Genomic DNA, 15,995 nt, shown 5'->3' with positions numbered 1-15,995 from the left:
GCGAGATGACAGTCCTCTACAAGGCCAATCTGGTTCGCGGCGCTGAATGGGCGCGGCTCTTCGCGGAGCGTGCGCCCGACCTGCCGTTCCGGCTCTGGCCCGATCTCGGTGATCCCTTGGCGGTGCGCTATCTGGTGGCCTGGCAGCCGCCGGACGACATCGCGGTGACGTTCCCCAATCTCGAGCTGGTCTTTTCGGTCGGTGCGGGCGTCGACCAGTTCGATATCACCAAGCTTCCGCCTCATGTTCCGCTCGTCCGCATGTTGGAGCCGGGCATCACCGAGCGCATGGTCGAATATGCCTGCATGTCCGTGCTGGCGCTGCATCGCGATCTCGTCCAGTTCATCGCCCAGCAGCGGGAGCAGGTCTGGCGCGAACTCGCGGTCACGCACACCGGGGAGCGGCGCGTCGGGGTGATGGGGCTCGGTCTGCTCGGACAGGCCGTGCTCGAGCGACTCAAATCGTTCGGCTTTCCGCTGCTCGGCTGGAATCGCTCGCCGCGCAGCATCGAAGGCGTCACCTGCTATGCGGGCGCGGACGCGCTGCCGGATTTCCTCGCGCAGACCGACATTCTGGTCTGCCTGCTGCCGCTCACACCAGAGACGCGCGGCATCCTCAACGCCGGCCTGTTCGCGCGTTTGCCGCATGGCGCGCGGCTGCTCAATGTCGGGCGGGGCGGACATCTGGTCGAGGCCGACCTGATCGCGGCGCTCGACAGCGGCGTGCTGTCGGCGGCCGTTCTCGATGTCGCCGAACCCGAGCCGCTGCCTGCGGGCCATCCGTTCTGGGGCCATCCGCGCATTCTTCTGACGCCGCATATCGCCAGCACGACGAAGCCGGAGACGGCCGTCGACTACGTGCTCGACACCATCGCGCGTCACCGCCGCGGCGAGGATCTGCCGGGGCGCGTCGACCGTGATCGCGGCTATTAGGGCACTCGCATGAGCATGGGCGCAAGCGGAGCTGATCAAGTCGTTGCCGAGGCTCAAGCGCCGGTGCTGTCGGTCGCCGGCCTGACTACGTCGTTCCTGCGCGAGCGGCAATGGATCCCCGTCGTCCGCAACGTCTCGTTCGACATCGCCGCCAAAGAGACGGTCGCGATCGTCGGCGAGTCCGGCTCGGGCAAGAGCGTCAGTGCGCTCTCCATTATGCGGCTCATTCCGAAGGAGAGCGGCCGCATCGAGGGCCGCGTCATGCTTGCGGGCCGCGATCTCATGATGCTGCCCGAAGCAAGCATGAAGGATATCCGTGGCAACGAAATTGCCATGATCTTCCAGGAGCCGATGACGAGCCTCAATCCGGTGCTCACCATCGGTTTCCAGATTGCAGAGGCGCTGATCCAGCATCGCGGCCTGTCGCGCGCGGCGGCGGAGGCCGAGACCGTGCGCCTGCTCGATCGTGTCCGCATCCCCGCGGCGAAATCGCGTTTCCACGAGCATCCGCATCGCTTTTCCGGCGGCATGCGCCAGCGCGTGATGATCGCAATGGCGCTCGCCTGCAAGCCGAAACTCCTGATCGCGGACGAGCCGACCACTGCGCTCGACGTCACCATTCAGGCCCAGATCCTGGAGCTGCTGAAGGAGCTCCAGCAGGAGGAGGGGATGTCGATCCTCTTCATCACCCATGACATGGGTGTGGTGGCCGAGATCGCGGACCGCACCGTGGTGATGTATGGCGGGCAGGCGGTTGAGACCGACGCCACCGCGCGCATCTTCGCCTCGCCGTCACACGCCTACACCCGCGCGCTGCTCGCGGCGGTGCCGCGCCTCGGCTCGATGGGCGGCCGCCCGCGGCCGATGCGTTTTCCGATCGTCGACAAGGTGACGGGCACCTCGGACGAGCCGACGGAGACACCGGATACGGTGTCGACCGCCGAGCGGCCGCTGCTCGAAGTGTCCAACCTCACCACGCGCTTTCCGATCCGCTCGGGATTGTTCGGAAAAGTCTCAGGCCGCGTCCATGCGGTCGAGAACGTCTCCTTCACTCTGCGTGCCGGCGAGACGCTGGCGCTGGTCGGCGAATCCGGTTGCGGAAAGTCCACCACGGGCCGCTCCATCCTCAAGTTGATCGAGCCGGACACCGGCACGGTGCTGATAGACGGTCAGGATGTGCTGGCCATGAATGGCCGCACCTTGCGCGATTTCCGCAAGCACATGCAGATCGTGTTCCAGGATCCGTTCGCAAGCCTCAATCCGCGCATGTCGGTGGGAACGGCGATCGCCGCACCGCTGCTGGCCAACGGGCTCGCTACCGCCGCGCAGGCGCGAGAGAAGGTCGCCGATCTCCTCACGCGCGTCGGCCTGACCGCTGACATGGCGGCGCGCTTTCCTCACGAATTCTCCGGCGGCCAACGCCAGCGCATCTGCATCGCACGTGCGCTCGCGCTCGGGCCGAAGCTGATCGTCGCGGATGAGGCGGTCTCCGCGCTCGACGTCTCGGTCAAGGCGCAGGTTGTCAATCTCATGCTCGATCTTCAGGCCAGCATGGGGCTGGCCTATCTCTTCATTTCCCACGACATCGCGGTGGTCGAGCGGATGAGCCACCGCGTTGCGGTGATGTATCTCGGCGAGATCGTCGAGATCGGCCCGCGCGCAGCTGTGTTCGGCAACCCGCAACATCCCTACACGAAGAAGCTGATGGCCGCCGTACCCGTGCCTGACCCCGCGCGCCGCGGCACCAAGCGCGAGGTCGCCAACGACGAGATCAGAAGCCCGGTGCGCGCGCCGGATTACCAGCCGCCGGTCCGGCAATATCGCGAAGTGTCGCCCGGCCATGTCGTGCAGGTCTGGGGCGAGGAATGGTCGGCCTGAGGCTGCGCGGGCCGCGAGCGCGCCTTGTGCTGCGAATGGTTTCAAGAACGCACGATGAAATCGCCCAGCGATTTGCCGCACCGGCTTAGGTGGCTGTCCTTCGCGATGCCACGCCTGTGAAATCACGCTGAAATTACTCTGAAAATCGTCTTGCCGTGATAGGTGAGGCGGCCTGCCACAACACCTTCATGTTGATGCGGCGAAGCTGGACCGGCGCGCGGCGATTTCCGATAATGCATCGGCATCGGAGGGCTGGCGGCGGCGAAATGCCTTTCACGGATGGATTGAGCGACATGACACAAGCGGGTGTGTACGGACAGAGGCTCGGGCGTCCTTTGCATTCGAGGGATGCACCATCGCTGATCACGCGCTCACTCCGCAGCGCCGAACTCGCGGTCACCGAAGCTCGGAATGACGATCCGACGGCGGATCTCTCCGGCTCCCTGCCCGCGGAAGATGCCTATCTCGTCAGCCTAAAATTTCGCGACTATCCGGATTGCGAATGCTGGGAGCGGGGCCGCTGCGTCGCCAAGACCGATGTCCGTGCGGGCGCAACCTATCTCTACGACCTCAAGCGCGATCCGCGCTACGTGATCGACAAGCCGTTTCACTCGCTGTTTTTCTATTTGCCGCGTTCGGCGCTGAGCGACATCGCCAGGCAGCCCGGTGTGCCGCGAATCGGCGAGCTCAGCTACGAGCCCGGCGTCGGTCATGACGACGGGGTCATCCGTCATATCGGCGCCTCGTTGCAGGAAGGGCTGCGCCGGCCGGACGAGACCAATCAGCTTTTCGTCGATCACATGATGCTGGCGCTCACCGCCCACGTCGCCCAGACCTATGGCGGACTGAAGCCGGGCGCGGAGCCGAACCGCGGCGGCCTCGCGCCGTGGCAGGTGAAGCGCGCATGCGATCGGCTCGAGTCCGATCTGACCGGAAAGGTCGCGTTGCAGCAGGTCGCAGCCGAGCTCGGCCTGTCGGTCAGCCACTTCTCACGCGCGTTCCGGATTTCCACCGGCCTGCCGCCGCATCAATGGCTGCTCCGCCAGCGCGTCAAGGCGGCCAAGCAACTGATGACGGTTCGCGATCTGCCGTTGTCCGAGATCGCGATGTCGGCCGGATTTGCCAATCAGAGCCATTTCACGCGGGTGTTCTCGTCCATGGTCGGCGTCAGCCCGGGCGCGTGGCGCCGCGAAGCGCAGGGCGGCCCGGACGAGTAGACCTAGACTAACGGCGCTTCGCCAGCGAAATCGCATAGGCCGCGCGGCGCGCCGCAAAGATTTCGTCGGGCGGATGGCCGATGCCGTCGGCGAGATTGGCCGGATTGAAGATTGACGCATCGCAAGTGTCGTCGGCCTCAAAGCTGGTGACGACGATCGTCCCCAGCCGCACCTCCTCGCGATTGTCCTCATCCGGCCAGCGCATGGTCACGTCCATGGTGGGGTCGCCGGGACGGTCGAGCAGGGCGATCACGTTGAAGCGGACGTCGCCTGCTGCGATCCGCCGCGCAAGATCATCGTGCAGGAAGTCGGCGGATTTCGCTTTGGCTTCGTCCTCGCTCAGCGTGACGTCACCGCCGACAGGTGCGACCTTGAACTTGATGAACCGCGTTTCGCCCTTCGCATTGGTCGCGGGAAAGGCGTGCACGCCCCAATAGGTCGTGCCGGCAAAGCTTCCGGGCAGCCGCCGCGCGGCGATGTAATTCGCCTGATGCAGCGTTTCGGGATTGGCGGCGGAGAAGGCCTTGATGGTCGCCATGTCCGGCTTGCCGTCCGGTCCCGGAATGCGCGCCTTGAGGAAGGCCAGCATCTGGTCGAGCGTCCTTGCAAAATGCACCGGAGCGCTTTCCATCACGATGTCGGAGCGATGATGATCGTCGCCGAGCTTGAAGCTGAAGCCGCGCAGCACGAGGTTGTTGGTATCCGCTACCTTGGGATTGCCGCCGCCGACGGAGAAACGCGCCAGCACGCGCGACGGCTTGGTGAAGCTCAGCGATCGCGTGATCTCTGCGGCGCGGTCGGACGGGGTATAGGTGCCGCGCACGCAGCGGCCCTTGGCAAAGCTCGCGCGCACCTTTGGCGGATTGCCGGCGACCGCCTTCAGCGCGTCGACGATCAACGCAGGTGTTGCAGCAGCGGTTGGTAATTCGGATATGGCACGGCCTCCGGCTCGAACGGCATGTCCACGTTCTAGTCGTCGCGCAGCGCGAGCGTCTTTCCCAAAGTCACGGTGCTTTGTCTGATATTGCTGAAGAGATTGCCGCGATGCACGCCAAGTCCGAGACTTCGCTCAGGTTGCGCTCTCTGGATCAGTCAGCAGTTTGGCCAACAGCCGGCCACTCGGTGGAAGCGGTCGGTTGATCGCCGAGATCAGCGAGAACTGGGTCGTATAGCGAAACGCCTCGGCGCCCGAGACTTCCTCCAATTGATGGATCGGTCTCAGCATCTCGACATAATGCCTCGGCAAGAAGCCGACAAACCCGCCGCCGACCAGCATTGTCGCGACCGCTTCCAGTCCGAAGGCGACAGCGTGTTGCTTGATATGGAGCCGCCGAGCGAGGTTTTGTGTGCGTCGATCGTTTGTTCGCGTCACCAGGACCACACCGCCGTCGCGCAAGGCGTCGAGCGCAAGCGGCCCGGATGCTGCCGTGTAAAGCCGGAACTCCTCGGTGAACAGCGAGACGTATTCGAGCTTGCCGTTGACAGCAGGCTGCCCGCTGATGGCGAGATGCAGCCGTCGCTCCAGCACGTCCTCGACGAGCGAACTTGGCAGGCCGATCGCAACGTTCAGGGTGACATTGGGGGCGGCAGCGCGAAACTGGGCCAGCGTGTCCGCCAACCGGCAATGCGGATTGGACAGGCAGTTGTCGGCGATGCCGATCTTCAGCTCGCCCGACAGAATGTTGCGAGCCAGATTGAGCTCGTGATGCACCATCTCAAGTGCGTCGCACGCTGCGATGCTGGCCTGTAGCGCCTTGCGACCGAAATCGGTCAACTCGAACCCGGTCGGACCGCGAAAGCAGAGCCGGCTGCCGAGCCGCGTTTCCAGCGCCAGCAGATGCCGGCTGATGGTTGATCGCTCCATCCCGAGCTGGGTTTCTGCTGCGGTCAGGCCACCCGCTTCGGCGACGGCGCGAAAGATGCGCAACAGCCTGAGATCAGTCTCCGTGAGATGCGGAACGGGTGCTGGCGCGACGTGCTTCATGTTGCGGATCCTACAAGCATGGTTTCGGGAAACGTCATTCCGGGCGTTGTCCGGTCCACGTTACGGTTGCTGAACACCCAGGCGATGCGCAGACCGCTCGCTTGGCAGTCAGATGCCGATTTGTTCGGCAACACCAACCTGCTGTGACCTGGAGGACGTATGGCTCTGCCCCTGACGGTGCCGCCTTCGCTCAAGCACCAGAGCCTGCTCTGGTCGCCCATTTGCACCGATCTCGACACTCTCGACGCGCACATTGCCATCCTCGGCATTCCGTTTGGCAGCGCCTACCATGCCGCCGCGATCACCAACGATCAGTCGAACGCACCCGATGCTGTCCGCTCGGTCACCGATCGCATCTGTCGCGGCCTGGAGCGCTACGATTTTGACGTCGGCGGCCCGATCTACGGCGGACGTGCCTTGAAAGTGGTCGATGTCGGCAACGTGCCCGCCGATATGACCGATCTCCGCAGCCATTCCATCCGTGCTGAAGAAGCAGTAAGCAAGATCCTTGCCGCAGGCGCCATGCCCATCACCATCGGCGGCGATCACGGCATCCCGATCCCGATTTTGCGCGCCTTCAAGGGCCATGGTCCGATCACGCTGATCCAGGTCGACGCCCATATCGACTGGCGCGATGAAGTGAACGGCGTTCGCGATGGTCTCTCGAGCCCGATCCGGCGGGCGTCCGAGATGTCCCACATTGGCGAGATCTTTCAGATCGGCATTCGCTCCTCGGGCAGCGCACGGACCGAAGAGGTCGAGGCAGCGGCTGCCTACGGCTCCAACATCATTCCGGCCTTCGAGGTGCACGACAAGGGCATCGATTCAGTACTCGAGCGGATTCCGGAGGGTGGCCAGTATTACATCACCATCGACGCCGATGGCCTCGATCCGACCGTGATGCCTGCCGTCGAGGGCCCGGCTCCGGGCGGCCTCACGTTTCATCAGGTCCGCAAGCTCATTCACGGCCTGGTGCGCAAGGGGCGGGTGGTTGGCATGGACATTGTAGAGATCACGCCGTCCATCGACGTCAACATGATCACCTGCATCACGGCCGGCCGCCTGATCGTGAATCTGATCGGCGCGGCGGTGAGGGCGAATTATTTCGACGCGCCGCCTGCCTGAGGCGGCGGCAGATTTTGCGGACATCGACAACGAAGGGATCAGCCATGCGGAAGACCAATCGTACGATATTCGGCGTTCTGGCGGGCGGCGCCTGCCTCGCGCTGGTTGCGAGCCAGCCTGCCTTCGCCGAGACGACGCTGGACAAGATCAAGCGAACCGGCGAGCTGACGGTCGGCACCGAAGCGGCCTTTCCTCCTTTCGAATTCGTCAAGGATGGCAAGATCGTTGGCTATGGTTCCGATATTCTCGCCGAAGTGGTCAAGGAGTTCGGCGTCAAGAAGCTGAACCAGCTCGACCTGCCCTGGCAGGGGATCCTGCCGGGCGTGCTGGCCGGCAAGTTTGATTTTGTCGCCACCACGGTCGGCATCAACGCGGAACGTGCCAAGCGTTACGCCTATACGATGCCGATCGCCGACGGCGTGCCCTACGCCATGAAGCGCAAGGGCGACAAGCTCACCAAGGTGGAAGATCTCAACGGCAAGGTGGTCGCAACCCAGCTTGCGTCGTCGACCGAACCGGTCGCGCGTGCGCTCGATGCCAAGCTGAAGGCCGCAGGCGGGACGGGCTTCAAGGAACTGAAGCTCTTCACCGCTTTCCCCGAAAGTTACGTGGCTCTCGCCAGCGGCGAAGCCGACGCCGTGATCCAGTCGCTGCCGAGCCTCGCCGCGCTGGTCAAGGAAAAGCCTGACGTCTTCGAGCTGCTGGCACCAACGCCCCAGGACGGCGGCTTCTCCTATCTCGCCTGGGTGACGCGGCCTGACGACAAGGACCTGCGCGATGCCATTTCCACGGTGATCCGCAAGATGCGCGACGACGGCCGCCTCGCGGCCCTTCAGAAGAAATGGTTCGGCTTCGAAATGAAGATCCCGGATCAAGACTATCTGCCGCCCGGGGCAATGTAGCCGATCGACGTGGTGACAAAGGGGTAACGGCGAGACCAGGCATCTTCCGATATGAAAGGCCCGTGCCATGGGCTTCAAGCTCGACTTTCTGCTGTCGATCCTGCCTCGTCTGATCGGTGCTGCGGCCGTGAACATCCGGCTGGCTGTCATCATCATGCTGCTCGCCCTTGCGCTCGGTACCGCGTTGACCATCGTCCGCTCGCTGAAGGTCGCCGCCGTCAACGCGTGCATCGCCGTCGTCATCAGCTTTGTGCGTGGCACGCCGCTCCTGATCCAGATATTCATCGCCTATTACGTGCTGCCGGCGGTCGGTCTCGACCTCTCGCCGGAAGTGGCGGGTGTCTCGGCCATCGCCTTCAACAGCATGGTCTTCGTCAGCGAGAGCATGCGCGGCGGCCTCGCCACCATCGATGTCGGTCAGATCGAGGCTTCGACGGCGCTCGGACTCCCGCCCCATGCCATCTGGCTCAGGGTCGTGCTGCCCCAGCTGTTCCGGCGTATCGTGCCGGTGCTGATCAACGAGGCGACGATCGTCGTGAAAGGCACCGCGCTTCTGTCGGTCATCACCGTCGTCGACGTGCTGCGCACAGCGCAGCAGATCGCCAGCGCCAGCTATCGGCCGTTCGAGACCATGATCGGTTCGGCACTCGTCTTCCTCGTGATCAATCTCGTCATCAGCCTGTCCGGCAGAGTGGCGGAAAGCCGCTTCGCTACGGCGCGGGCCTGAAGCGATGCATTTCGATCCCGCCGTTCTGGTCGACTACTGGCCGCTGCTCTTGCAGGGTGCGTGGCTGACGCTCCAGGTCTCGGTTGCGGCGCTCGTGATGGGCTATGCCGCGGGGATCGCGGTTGCCTTGATCGCACTGATGCCGGGTTGGCTGCCGGGACTCGTTACGGGTTTCTATGTCGAAACCCTGCGCAACATTCCCTTCATCATCATTCTCTTCGTCGTCTATTACGGATTGCCGTTTTGGGGCATCCGACTGCCGGCGACCCTGGTCGGGACCGCGGCACTCGCGCTGTTCGCCAGCGCCTATTATGCCGAGATCGTGCGTGCTGCGATTCTCGCATTGCCGCGTGGCCAGTTCGAAAGCGCGCGCGCCATCGGCATGTCGCCAATGAGTGCGATGTGGCACGTGGTGGCGCCGCAGATCCTGCGCGCCCTGGTGCCGCCGTCTACCAACATGACGCTGACCATGATGAAGGAGTCGGCCGTCCTTTCCTCCATCACGGTGCCGGAGCTCACCTACCAGAGCCTCGTGGTGCAGGGAAACACCTTCGCCCCCTTCGAGGTGTTCGCGGCGGTCGCGTCGATCTACTGGCTTATGGCAGTCGTCATCGCGGAAATATCCAGGCGGCTGGAACGCAGGGTTGGAGCCGTGCAGGCCGAAGCCGTCAGCCGTAACCGGATCGCCGACCGCTACCTCTCTCTGGTTGCCAGGAGGACGTGATGAGCGCGACGCCCGTCCTCCGCGTCTCGGCGCTGACCAAGCGCTTTCACGGCGTCATCGCGCTCGATCAGGTGTATCTCGATGTGCATGCGGGCGAGATCGTCGCGCTGATCGGCCCGAGTGGATGCGGCAAGAGCACATTGTTGCGCTGCCTGACCTGGCTCGAACAGCCGGACGACGGCTTCATCGAGGTGGCGGGCAAGCCGTTGGGGCGCGAACTGACGCCGGGCGGCGTCGTGCGCCACCAGAGCCGCCGCCAGATCGACGCCCTGCGTCCGCAGGTCGGCATCGTCTTTCAGCAATTTAATCTCTGGCCGCATATGACGGCGCTGGAGAACGTAGTGCGCCCGCAGACGGTGGTGCTGGGTCGGCCGCGGGCCGAGGCGATCCGGCGCGGCGAAGAACTGCTGACGCGGCTTGGTCTTGCAGACCGGATGGACCGCCATCCGCACGCGCTCTCCGGAGGGCAGAAGCAACGGGTGGCCATCGCCCGCGCGCTGGCGATGGATCCGGCCCTGATGCTGTTCGACGAGCCGACCTCGGCACTCGATCCGGAATTGGTGGGCGAAGTGCTCGCCGTGCTGCGTTCACTGGCAGAGATCGGGATGACGATGCTGGTCGTCACGCATGAAATCGGCTTTGCCGCCAACGTCGCCGATCGCATCGCCTTCATGGATCAGGGCCGGATCCTCGAGGAGGGGCCGGCGCGGGACATCATCGCCGCGCCGAAAGAACCGCGCCTGCGAAATTTTATCGATCTGGTGATGGCAAACCGCCGCCACGACAATCCCGGTACGACAATCGACACAACGGAGTAAGAGCCATGTCCCGCGTCAACCGGCCCTATGTCGGCATTCCCTCGTTCCTGCGGTCGCGCATCTGCGAGGACCTGTCGCAGCTCGACGCCGCCATTGCCGTGCTCGGGGTGCCGTTCGACGAAGGCTCGCCCTTCATGCCCGGCAGCCGCTTCGCGCCGCGCGCGCTACGTGAGCATTCCCTGCGCTTCTATGGCAGCGGCAAAGGCTATTACGACCCCGAGACGCGGCGCGAATATCTCGTCGAGGAAATGTCGCAGCGCCTGATTGCCGACGTGGGCGATGTCGACATTCATCCGGCCAATGCGCCTCGCACCTTCGAGAACATCACGGCCATGGTACGCGGGATCCTTGAGCGCGGCGCGCTGCCGGTGGTGCTCGGCGGCGATCATTCGATCACCTATCCGATCTTCCGTGCCTTCGACCAGAAGCTGCATGTCATCCACTTCGACGCCCACACCGACTACGCGCCGTTCGAAAATGATCTGACCATCACCAACAGTCATGCGTTTCGCCACATCGCGGGGATGGAGAATGCGCTGAGCCTGACCCAGGTCGGCATCCGCAGCCTGCGCCACTCGCCGGCGCAGGTGGAGGATGTCATTGCCGCAGGCAACCGCGTCATTCCGATGGGCGAGTTCCGTCGGATCGGCCCGCAAGGGGTCGCCGATCTCTTGCCTGCGGGCTCACGGGTGTATGTCAGCATCGACGTCGACGCGATGGACATGTCGCTGGTTCCAGGCTGCGTTTCGGCCGAGCCCAATGGACTGACGTATCCCGAACTGCGCGACAGCCTGAAGGCGATTGCCGAGAGGCACGACATCGCGGGCTTCGACTTCGTCGAGGTCAATCCGCCACTCGACGTCGGCACCGGCGTCACGGCCTATCTCGGCGCGCTGACCGTCATCGAATTTCTGGGGCACATCTGTGCTCAGCCGCGCTGGGCAGCCCGCCGCAGCGCCCGTCGCGCTGCTTGAAGGAGGACATCATGAATGGAACGCTCGACGTCATTCCGGCCACGCACGGCAAGGCGGTTCGGCTGGGCAAGGGGCAGGCCGTCCAAATCATCAACACCCATGGCTCGCAGGTCGTAGATACCTGGGCGTTCTGCATCGAGGATCTCGGACACTACATGTCGATGGAGCATACAAGGGTCGAGAACGGCCGGTTGATGCCGGCCGCCGGCCAGACGCTCTTCACCAACAAGCGGGAGCCGATCCTGGTGCTGGAGCAAGACACATCGCCCGGCATTCATGACACCCTGATGGCGGCGTGCGACCGTTGGCGCTATGAGCATCTCGGCTGCACGGACTATCACCGCAACTGCGCCGACAACATGGTCGAGGCTCTGGACGAGATCGGCGTGAAGGCGGGCCATGTGCCGCAGCCGCTCAATCTCTTCATGAACATTCCGGTCAACGGCGATCTCAGCCTGACGCAGGGCGAGCCCGTCAGCAGGCCTGGCGACTATGTGGTGCTGCGAGCTGTTCGGGATTGCTACGTGGTCTTCTCGGCCTGCCCGCAGGACATCACGCCGATCAACGGCGCCGGACGCAAGCCGACAGCCGCACATATCCGACTGATGGCCGTCGAAGCGTGACCCCGCGCCTCAGGAATTGACGTGCACGAAATCCCGCAGCAGCGGATAGATCTCGTTATTCCAGCGCTTGCCCGAGAACACGCCGTAATGGCCGACGCCGGCCTGCATATGGTGCACCCTGCGATAGGCGCGCACGCTGGTGCAGAGGTCCTGGGCGGCGAGCGTCTGGCCGATCGAGCAGATGTCGTCCTTCTCGCCTTCGACCGTCATCAGGCCCATGCGGCTGACGGCCTTGGTGTCCACGGGACGGCCCCGATGCATCAGCTTGCCCTGCGGCAGCAGATGCTCCTGGAACACGTCGCGCACGGTCTCGATGTAGAACTCGGCCGGGAGGTCCATCACCGCAAAATATTCGTCGTAGAAGGTCTTGATGCTGGCGGCCTTCTCCTTCTCGCCCTTTGCGATGTGGTTGGCGAGATCCATGTGCTGTTTGATGTGGCGCTCGAGATTCATCGAGACGAAGGCGGTGAGCTGCACAAAGCCCGGATAGACTTTCCGCAACGCGCCACGGCACTGCATCGGCACGTAGTTGATCAGGTTCTGTTCGAACCAGTCGATCGGCCTGCTCTTGGCGAACTCGTTGACCCTGGTCGGCTGGATGCGCGTATCGATCGGCCCTGCCATCAGCGTCAGCGTCGCCGGACGCGACGGATGATTACCCTCGCACATGATCGCGGCGGCCGCGAGCGCCGAGACCGACGGCTGGCAGATCGCAACCATATGCGGGCGCGGGCCGAGCTGGCCGAGGAAGTCGATCAGGTGCTCGGTGTAATCGTCGAGCCCGAAGCGGCCTTCGCTGCGGGGAATGTCGCGCGGATTGTGCCAGTCGGTGATGTAGACGTCGTGGTCCTGGAGCAGCGTCTTCACGGTGCCACGCAGAAGCGTTGCGAAATGGCCCGACATCGGCGCCACCAGCAACATGCGCGGCTGCTCGCCCACGCCCTCCTTCTTGAAACGCAGCAGCGAGCCGAACGGCGTCGCGTAGGCGACCTCCTCGGTGACCGCGACCTCGCGGTTTCCGACCATGACGCTGTCGATGCCATAGGCCGGACGGTGATAGGTGAGGGTGGAGCGCGAGATCAGCTCAAGCGCTGCCGAGAGCCGCCCAACGACCTGATCCGACATGCCCTGGGGCACCAGATGGAGGAATTTGAGCGCGGACGAGGCTCCCGCCCGCCACGGCGCCGTCAGATCCATCTGGTTCTGAAAGGCCTGATAAAACATCGACATCATACTGAACTGCCCACCTGTCCCATGGTGCCATGCAATATCGAAGCCAAAGCGGAGTCAAATCGCCCTCAAAATTGGCACATCGCTTGCTCCTGAAGCGGTGTGAGTCCACGGGGAAGCACAGGTAATGGGCACATCCGCAGGCCGGGCGGGGTGCAGGTCACAGGCGTGAGGGAATGGGCCATATGGCGAAAGCGACACTCACCATCAGCAGCAAGAACTATTCGTCCTGGTCGCTGCGTGGCTGGCTGCTGACGAAGTTTTCCGGGCTCGATTTCGAGGAGATCGTCACCGCACCGGACGACGCGTCGGCACGCGCCGAGATCCTGCTGCTGTCGTCCTCGATCCTGGTGCCGTGCCTGCGGCACGACGGCGCCACGGTCTGGGATACGCTGGCCATCGGCGAATATCTCAACGAGGCGATGCCGGATGCCGGGCTATTGCCCGCGGATCGCGTCCAGCGCGCCCATTGCCGCTCGATTTGCGGCGAAATCCATTCCGGCTTCACCACGTTGCGCGCCTCGCTGCCGGTCAATCTGAAGGGGCATTTCCCCGGCTTCAAGATCTGGTCGCGCGCCCAGGCCGACATCGACCGGGTCTGGGCGATCTGGAGTGACTGCCTGGAGAAGTCCGGCGGTCCGTTCCTGTTCGGTGAAAAGCGCACCATGGCGGACGCGATGTACGCCCCCGTGGTGACGCGCTTCGTGACCTATGACGTGAAGCTCGAGCCGCGGCTGAAGGCCTATGCCGATACCATCATGGCCATGCCCGAGATGAAGGAATGGATCGCGGCGGCCAAGGACGAGCCGGCCGAGATCGAGGAGCTCGAGGTCGAATATTAGGCAGGCGCGCGCCGTCCTGCCCGTTTCGGCGGCGGAATTGAGGGCATGCACACCCGTTTCAGGAATTAACGTTTGGTGCTGTCGACAAGCCCGAGCCCGCCCGCGCGTCTCGCAGATATGGTACGCGCGAGCAGGGCAGTGCCGACATCTAGCCGTGAACAGGCGTGGACAGAGCTAAACGGCTGATTCGGACGCGATTCGTTCGAACCGCGTTCCGAAGGTTAAGACGGCGCGCGGCGCCGTTGCATTTTGAGACAGAAGCGAGCCTTCAGGCCACCCCGGTGTGCTTCATGCGCGGCAGGCGCCAGCCGATCACGGTTGCTTCCACCGCCACGCCGGCCGCGTCGTTCTGCCAGCGTCCCTCGACATAACGGCATGCGAACGGCAGCTGATACGTTCCGCTATGGTCCTCGCACAGCACCTCGACCCGTTGACCGGGCGGTGGTTCTCCGGCGCCATCGAATTCCGCCAGACGTCTGTCGCGCGTTGCCATTCCAAAAATCTCCCCTAAACAAAGCCGCGGAAAGAGCGCCCACTTCTTCCGCGTGCGGTTCACCGCTCCCCGTCCCAGGGGAACACGCCAAGCTCAACGCGAGAATGCGGTACGAGTGTGGTAGCGTTGGCAAGCTCTGCGCGTTCCGCGCAAATTGCCGTGATTAATTTGACGAGGAACCTGAATGCCACGCCGGACCGCTGCCGTTTGTTTCGCGATGTTACCGCTCGTCGCGCTGGCGCTAGCGCCAGTGCGCGCGCAGGACGTGCCCGGCATCGAGATTTGCACGGTTGAAAAGACCATGGAGCGGCGTACGAGCTGCCTCCAGAGCAACGTCGATTTCCTCCAGAAGACGGTCACGAAGCTCAACCTCGATCACCAGCAGAAGCTGGATGCGGCCAACCGCCAGATCGACGCGTTGAAGGTGACGCTTGCCGGCTTGCAGAAGACGCTCGGCGATCTCCAGGCCGCGCAGGCGAAGACGGCGGAGGATGTGAAGAAGAAGCAGGACGCGCCGCCGGCGAAGGATGCGAAGTAGGGGCTGACCGCAACGCCGATCAAGCGAGGCCTCTCGCGTTCGCCTAAACCGGCCTTGCTTCGAACGAGGGCCATATGAACCCAGCCCAGCGCGCGCTCTGGTACATCGAGAGCCATCTGGCCGAGCCGATGACGCTCGACGAGATCGCTGCGATCGGCGGCGTGTCGCGCTTCCACATGGTGCGCGCGTTTGCCGCAGCCACCGGCCATCCGGTGATGCGCTACGTGCGCATGCGACGGCTGACGGAGGCGGCGCGCAGCCTCGCCAAGGGCGCGCCGGACATTCTGTCGCTGGCGCTGGAGGCGGATTACGGCTCGCACGAAGCATTCACCCGCGCGTTCCGCGACCAATTTGGCGCGACACCCGAAGCGGTAAGGGCGGCAACGCGCCTCGACAAACTCAAGCTTCAGGAACCGATCCTCATGGACTCCACCATGCTCGACCATCTGGCAGCCCCGCGTTTCGAAACCGCAAAGGCCTTCCTCGTCGCCGGCCTCGCTGAGCGCATCTCCTGCGACAATGGCGCCGCCATCCCCGGGATGTGGGCGCGCTTCCATCAGGAGGTCGCAGGCATCCCCGCGCGGATCGGCAATGTCGCCTACGGCGTCTGTCATAACGGTGATGATGCCGGCAATTTCGATTATATCGCCGGTGCTGAGGTCTCCGACTTTTCCGAGCTGCCGCGCGGCCTGGGACGCGTCCGCATCTCCGAGCAGCGCTATGCGGTGTTCACCCACACCGACCACGTCGCCTCGATCCGTCGCACCGTCAACACGATCTGGAATCAATGGTTGCCCGCATCTGGCTTGAAAGCCGCGGACGCGCCGAATTTCGAGCGCTATGCAGAAAAATTCGATCCCGCCACAGGCAATGGCGGCTTCGAGATTTGGGTGCCGGTGAAGGAGTAGGGCAGCGCAACGCTGGCATACCTCCCCGCTTGCTTGGCAAGCGGAAGCGACTTTGTCATAACCGCAGGCAAATCTTGCGT

Annotated in this window: 17 protein-coding genes; 13 read left to right on the top strand and 4 right to left on the bottom strand. The window is 63.9% G+C overall.

The genetic code is table 11. The annotated features are described in order from the left end of the window. Positions 1–5 precede the first annotated feature (5 nt). The 3 genes from UB31_RS31220 (at position 6) to UB31_RS31210 (ending at position 4,027) form a co-directional block, all read left to right on the top strand. Positions 6–932, top strand: a complete 927-nt coding sequence (locus UB31_RS31220; protein WP_045013595.1) for a 2-hydroxyacid dehydrogenase — start codon at positions 6–8, stop codon at positions 930–932. A 9-nt stretch (positions 933–941) separates the two neighbouring features. Continuing rightward, complete coding sequence (locus UB31_RS31215) at positions 942–2,810, top strand: ABC transporter ATP-binding protein (protein WP_156175635.1); 1,869 nt, start codon at positions 942–944, stop codon at positions 2,808–2,810. A 293-nt stretch (positions 2,811–3,103) separates the two neighbouring features. After that, entirely contained in the window at positions 3,104–4,027 is a 924-nt protein-coding gene (locus UB31_RS31210; protein ID WP_045013914.1) for a helix-turn-helix domain-containing protein, read from the top strand. A gap of 7 nt (positions 4,028–4,034) precedes the next feature. Here the strand turns inward: UB31_RS31210 and UB31_RS31205 are convergent, their stop codons facing one another. Both UB31_RS31205 and UB31_RS31200 read right to left on the bottom strand, forming a co-directional pair. Further along, on the bottom strand, positions 4,035–4,961 hold the full coding sequence (locus tag UB31_RS31205) for a catalase family peroxidase (protein WP_045013594.1): 927 nt from the start codon (positions 4,959–4,961) through the stop codon (positions 4,035–4,037). A 135-nt stretch (positions 4,962–5,096) separates the two neighbouring features. Then, on the bottom strand, positions 5,097–6,011 hold the full coding sequence (locus tag UB31_RS31200) for a LysR family transcriptional regulator (RefSeq protein ID WP_045013593.1): 915 nt from the start codon (positions 6,009–6,011) through the stop codon (positions 5,097–5,099). A 159-nt stretch (positions 6,012–6,170) separates the two neighbouring features. On the opposite strand from UB31_RS31200, the gene UB31_RS31195 reads away from it, so the two are divergent. The 7 genes from UB31_RS31195 to UB31_RS31165 all read left to right on the top strand — a co-directional run bounded on the left by UB31_RS31195 (position 6,171) and on the right by UB31_RS31165 (position 11,904). Beyond that, positions 6,171–7,136, top strand: a complete 966-nt coding sequence (locus UB31_RS31195; protein ID WP_045013592.1) for an agmatinase — start codon at positions 6,171–6,173, stop codon at positions 7,134–7,136. A gap of 44 nt (positions 7,137–7,180) precedes the next feature. After that, positions 7,181–8,038 carry a transporter substrate-binding domain-containing protein gene (locus tag UB31_RS31190; protein WP_050044890.1) on the top strand — a complete coding sequence of 286 codons (858 nt, stop codon included), beginning with the start codon at positions 7,181–7,183 and terminating at the stop codon, positions 8,036–8,038. A gap of 67 nt (positions 8,039–8,105) precedes the next feature. Continuing rightward, on the top strand, positions 8,106–8,765 hold the full coding sequence (locus UB31_RS31185) for an amino acid ABC transporter permease (protein ID WP_045013591.1): 660 nt from the start codon (positions 8,106–8,108) through the stop codon (positions 8,763–8,765). Positions 8,766–8,769: 4 nt separating this feature from the next. Next, positions 8,770–9,489, top strand: coding sequence for an amino acid ABC transporter permease (locus tag UB31_RS31180; RefSeq protein WP_045013590.1), 720 nt, complete (start codon positions 8,770–8,772; stop codon positions 9,487–9,489). Next, on the top strand, positions 9,489–10,307 hold the full coding sequence (locus UB31_RS31175) for an amino acid ABC transporter ATP-binding protein (RefSeq protein ID WP_045002153.1): 819 nt from the start codon (positions 9,489–9,491) through the stop codon (positions 10,305–10,307). The genes UB31_RS31180 and UB31_RS31175 overlap by 1 nt, the downstream gene beginning before the upstream one ends. 5 nt (positions 10,308–10,312) lie before the next feature. Beyond that, on the top strand, positions 10,313–11,281 hold the full coding sequence (locus tag UB31_RS31170) for an arginase family protein (RefSeq protein WP_045013589.1): 969 nt from the start codon (positions 10,313–10,315) through the stop codon (positions 11,279–11,281). An 11-nt stretch (positions 11,282–11,292) separates the two neighbouring features. Continuing rightward, positions 11,293–11,904: a DUF1989 domain-containing protein gene (locus UB31_RS31165; protein WP_045013588.1), complete on the top strand. Its 612-nt coding sequence runs from the start codon at positions 11,293–11,295 to the stop codon at positions 11,902–11,904. A 9-nt stretch (positions 11,905–11,913) separates the two neighbouring features. On the opposite strand, the gene UB31_RS31160 is transcribed toward UB31_RS31165, so the two are convergent. Beyond that, on the bottom strand, positions 11,914–13,137 hold the full coding sequence (locus UB31_RS31160; RefSeq protein ID WP_082078694.1) for a polyhydroxyalkanoate depolymerase: 1,224 nt from the start codon (positions 13,135–13,137) through the stop codon (positions 11,914–11,916). Between the two features lie 182 nt (positions 13,138–13,319). Between UB31_RS31160 and UB31_RS31155 the strand changes: the two genes are divergently transcribed. Beyond that, positions 13,320–13,976 (top strand): glutathione S-transferase family protein, encoded by a 657-nt coding sequence (locus tag UB31_RS31155; RefSeq protein ID WP_045013587.1) that lies wholly within the window; start codon positions 13,320–13,322, stop codon positions 13,974–13,976. 268 nt (positions 13,977–14,244) lie between these two features. Here the strand turns inward: UB31_RS31155 and UB31_RS31150 are convergent, their stop codons facing one another. Further along, entirely contained in the window at positions 14,245–14,469 is a 225-nt protein-coding gene (locus tag UB31_RS31150) for a hypothetical protein (RefSeq protein ID WP_045002157.1), read from the bottom strand. A 184-nt stretch (positions 14,470–14,653) separates the two neighbouring features. Here UB31_RS31150 and UB31_RS31145 point away from each other — a divergent pair, with 184 nt between their 5' ends. Both UB31_RS31145 and UB31_RS31140 read left to right on the top strand, forming a co-directional pair. Next, entirely contained in the window at positions 14,654–15,007 is a 354-nt protein-coding gene (locus UB31_RS31145; RefSeq protein WP_045013586.1) for a hypothetical protein, read from the top strand. A gap of 74 nt (positions 15,008–15,081) precedes the next feature. After that, entirely contained in the window at positions 15,082–15,915 is an 834-nt protein-coding gene (locus tag UB31_RS31140; protein WP_045002159.1) for an AraC family transcriptional regulator, read from the top strand. The last annotated feature ends 80 nt before the right edge of the window (positions 15,916–15,995 follow it).

It is taken from the genome of Bradyrhizobium sp. LTSP849 (assembly GCF_000938255.1).
Classification (GTDB): domain Bacteria; phylum Pseudomonadota; class Alphaproteobacteria; order Rhizobiales; family Xanthobacteraceae; genus Bradyrhizobium.
Note: the sequence above shows the minus strand (reverse complement) of the source record. Positions and strands in the feature narration are given on the sequence as shown.

Coding starts and splice junctions, on each gene's coding strand:
- UB31_RS31220 (WP_045013595.1), top strand. CDS start 6: ATGACAGTCCTCTACAAGGCCAATCTGGTTCGCGGCGCTGAATGGGCG.
- UB31_RS31215 (WP_156175635.1), top strand. CDS start 942: ATGAGCATGGGCGCAAGCGGAGCTGATCAAGTCGTTGCCGAGGCTCAA.
- UB31_RS31210 (WP_045013914.1), top strand. CDS start 3,104: ATGACACAAGCGGGTGTGTACGGACAGAGGCTCGGGCGTCCTTTGCAT.
- UB31_RS31200 (WP_045013593.1), bottom strand. CDS start 6,011: ATGAAGCACGTCGCGCCAGCACCCGTTCCGCATCTCACGGAGACTGAT.
- UB31_RS31195 (WP_045013592.1), top strand. CDS start 6,171: ATGGCTCTGCCCCTGACGGTGCCGCCTTCGCTCAAGCACCAGAGCCTG.
- UB31_RS31190 (WP_050044890.1), top strand. CDS start 7,181: ATGCGGAAGACCAATCGTACGATATTCGGCGTTCTGGCGGGCGGCGCC.
- UB31_RS31185 (WP_045013591.1), top strand. CDS start 8,106: ATGGGCTTCAAGCTCGACTTTCTGCTGTCGATCCTGCCTCGTCTGATC.
- UB31_RS31180 (WP_045013590.1), top strand. CDS start 8,770: ATGCATTTCGATCCCGCCGTTCTGGTCGACTACTGGCCGCTGCTCTTG.
- UB31_RS31175 (WP_045002153.1), top strand. CDS start 9,489: ATGAGCGCGACGCCCGTCCTCCGCGTCTCGGCGCTGACCAAGCGCTTT.
- UB31_RS31170 (WP_045013589.1), top strand. CDS start 10,313: ATGTCCCGCGTCAACCGGCCCTATGTCGGCATTCCCTCGTTCCTGCGG.
- UB31_RS31165 (WP_045013588.1), top strand. CDS start 11,293: ATGAATGGAACGCTCGACGTCATTCCGGCCACGCACGGCAAGGCGGTT.
- UB31_RS31160 (WP_082078694.1), bottom strand. CDS start 13,137: ATGATGTCGATGTTTTATCAGGCCTTTCAGAACCAGATGGATCTGACG.
- UB31_RS31155 (WP_045013587.1), top strand. CDS start 13,320: ATGGCGAAAGCGACACTCACCATCAGCAGCAAGAACTATTCGTCCTGG.
- UB31_RS31150 (WP_045002157.1), bottom strand. CDS start 14,469: ATGGCAACGCGCGACAGACGTCTGGCGGAATTCGATGGCGCCGGAGAA.
- UB31_RS31145 (WP_045013586.1), top strand. CDS start 14,654: ATGCCACGCCGGACCGCTGCCGTTTGTTTCGCGATGTTACCGCTCGTC.
- UB31_RS31140 (WP_045002159.1), top strand. CDS start 15,082: ATGAACCCAGCCCAGCGCGCGCTCTGGTACATCGAGAGCCATCTGGCC.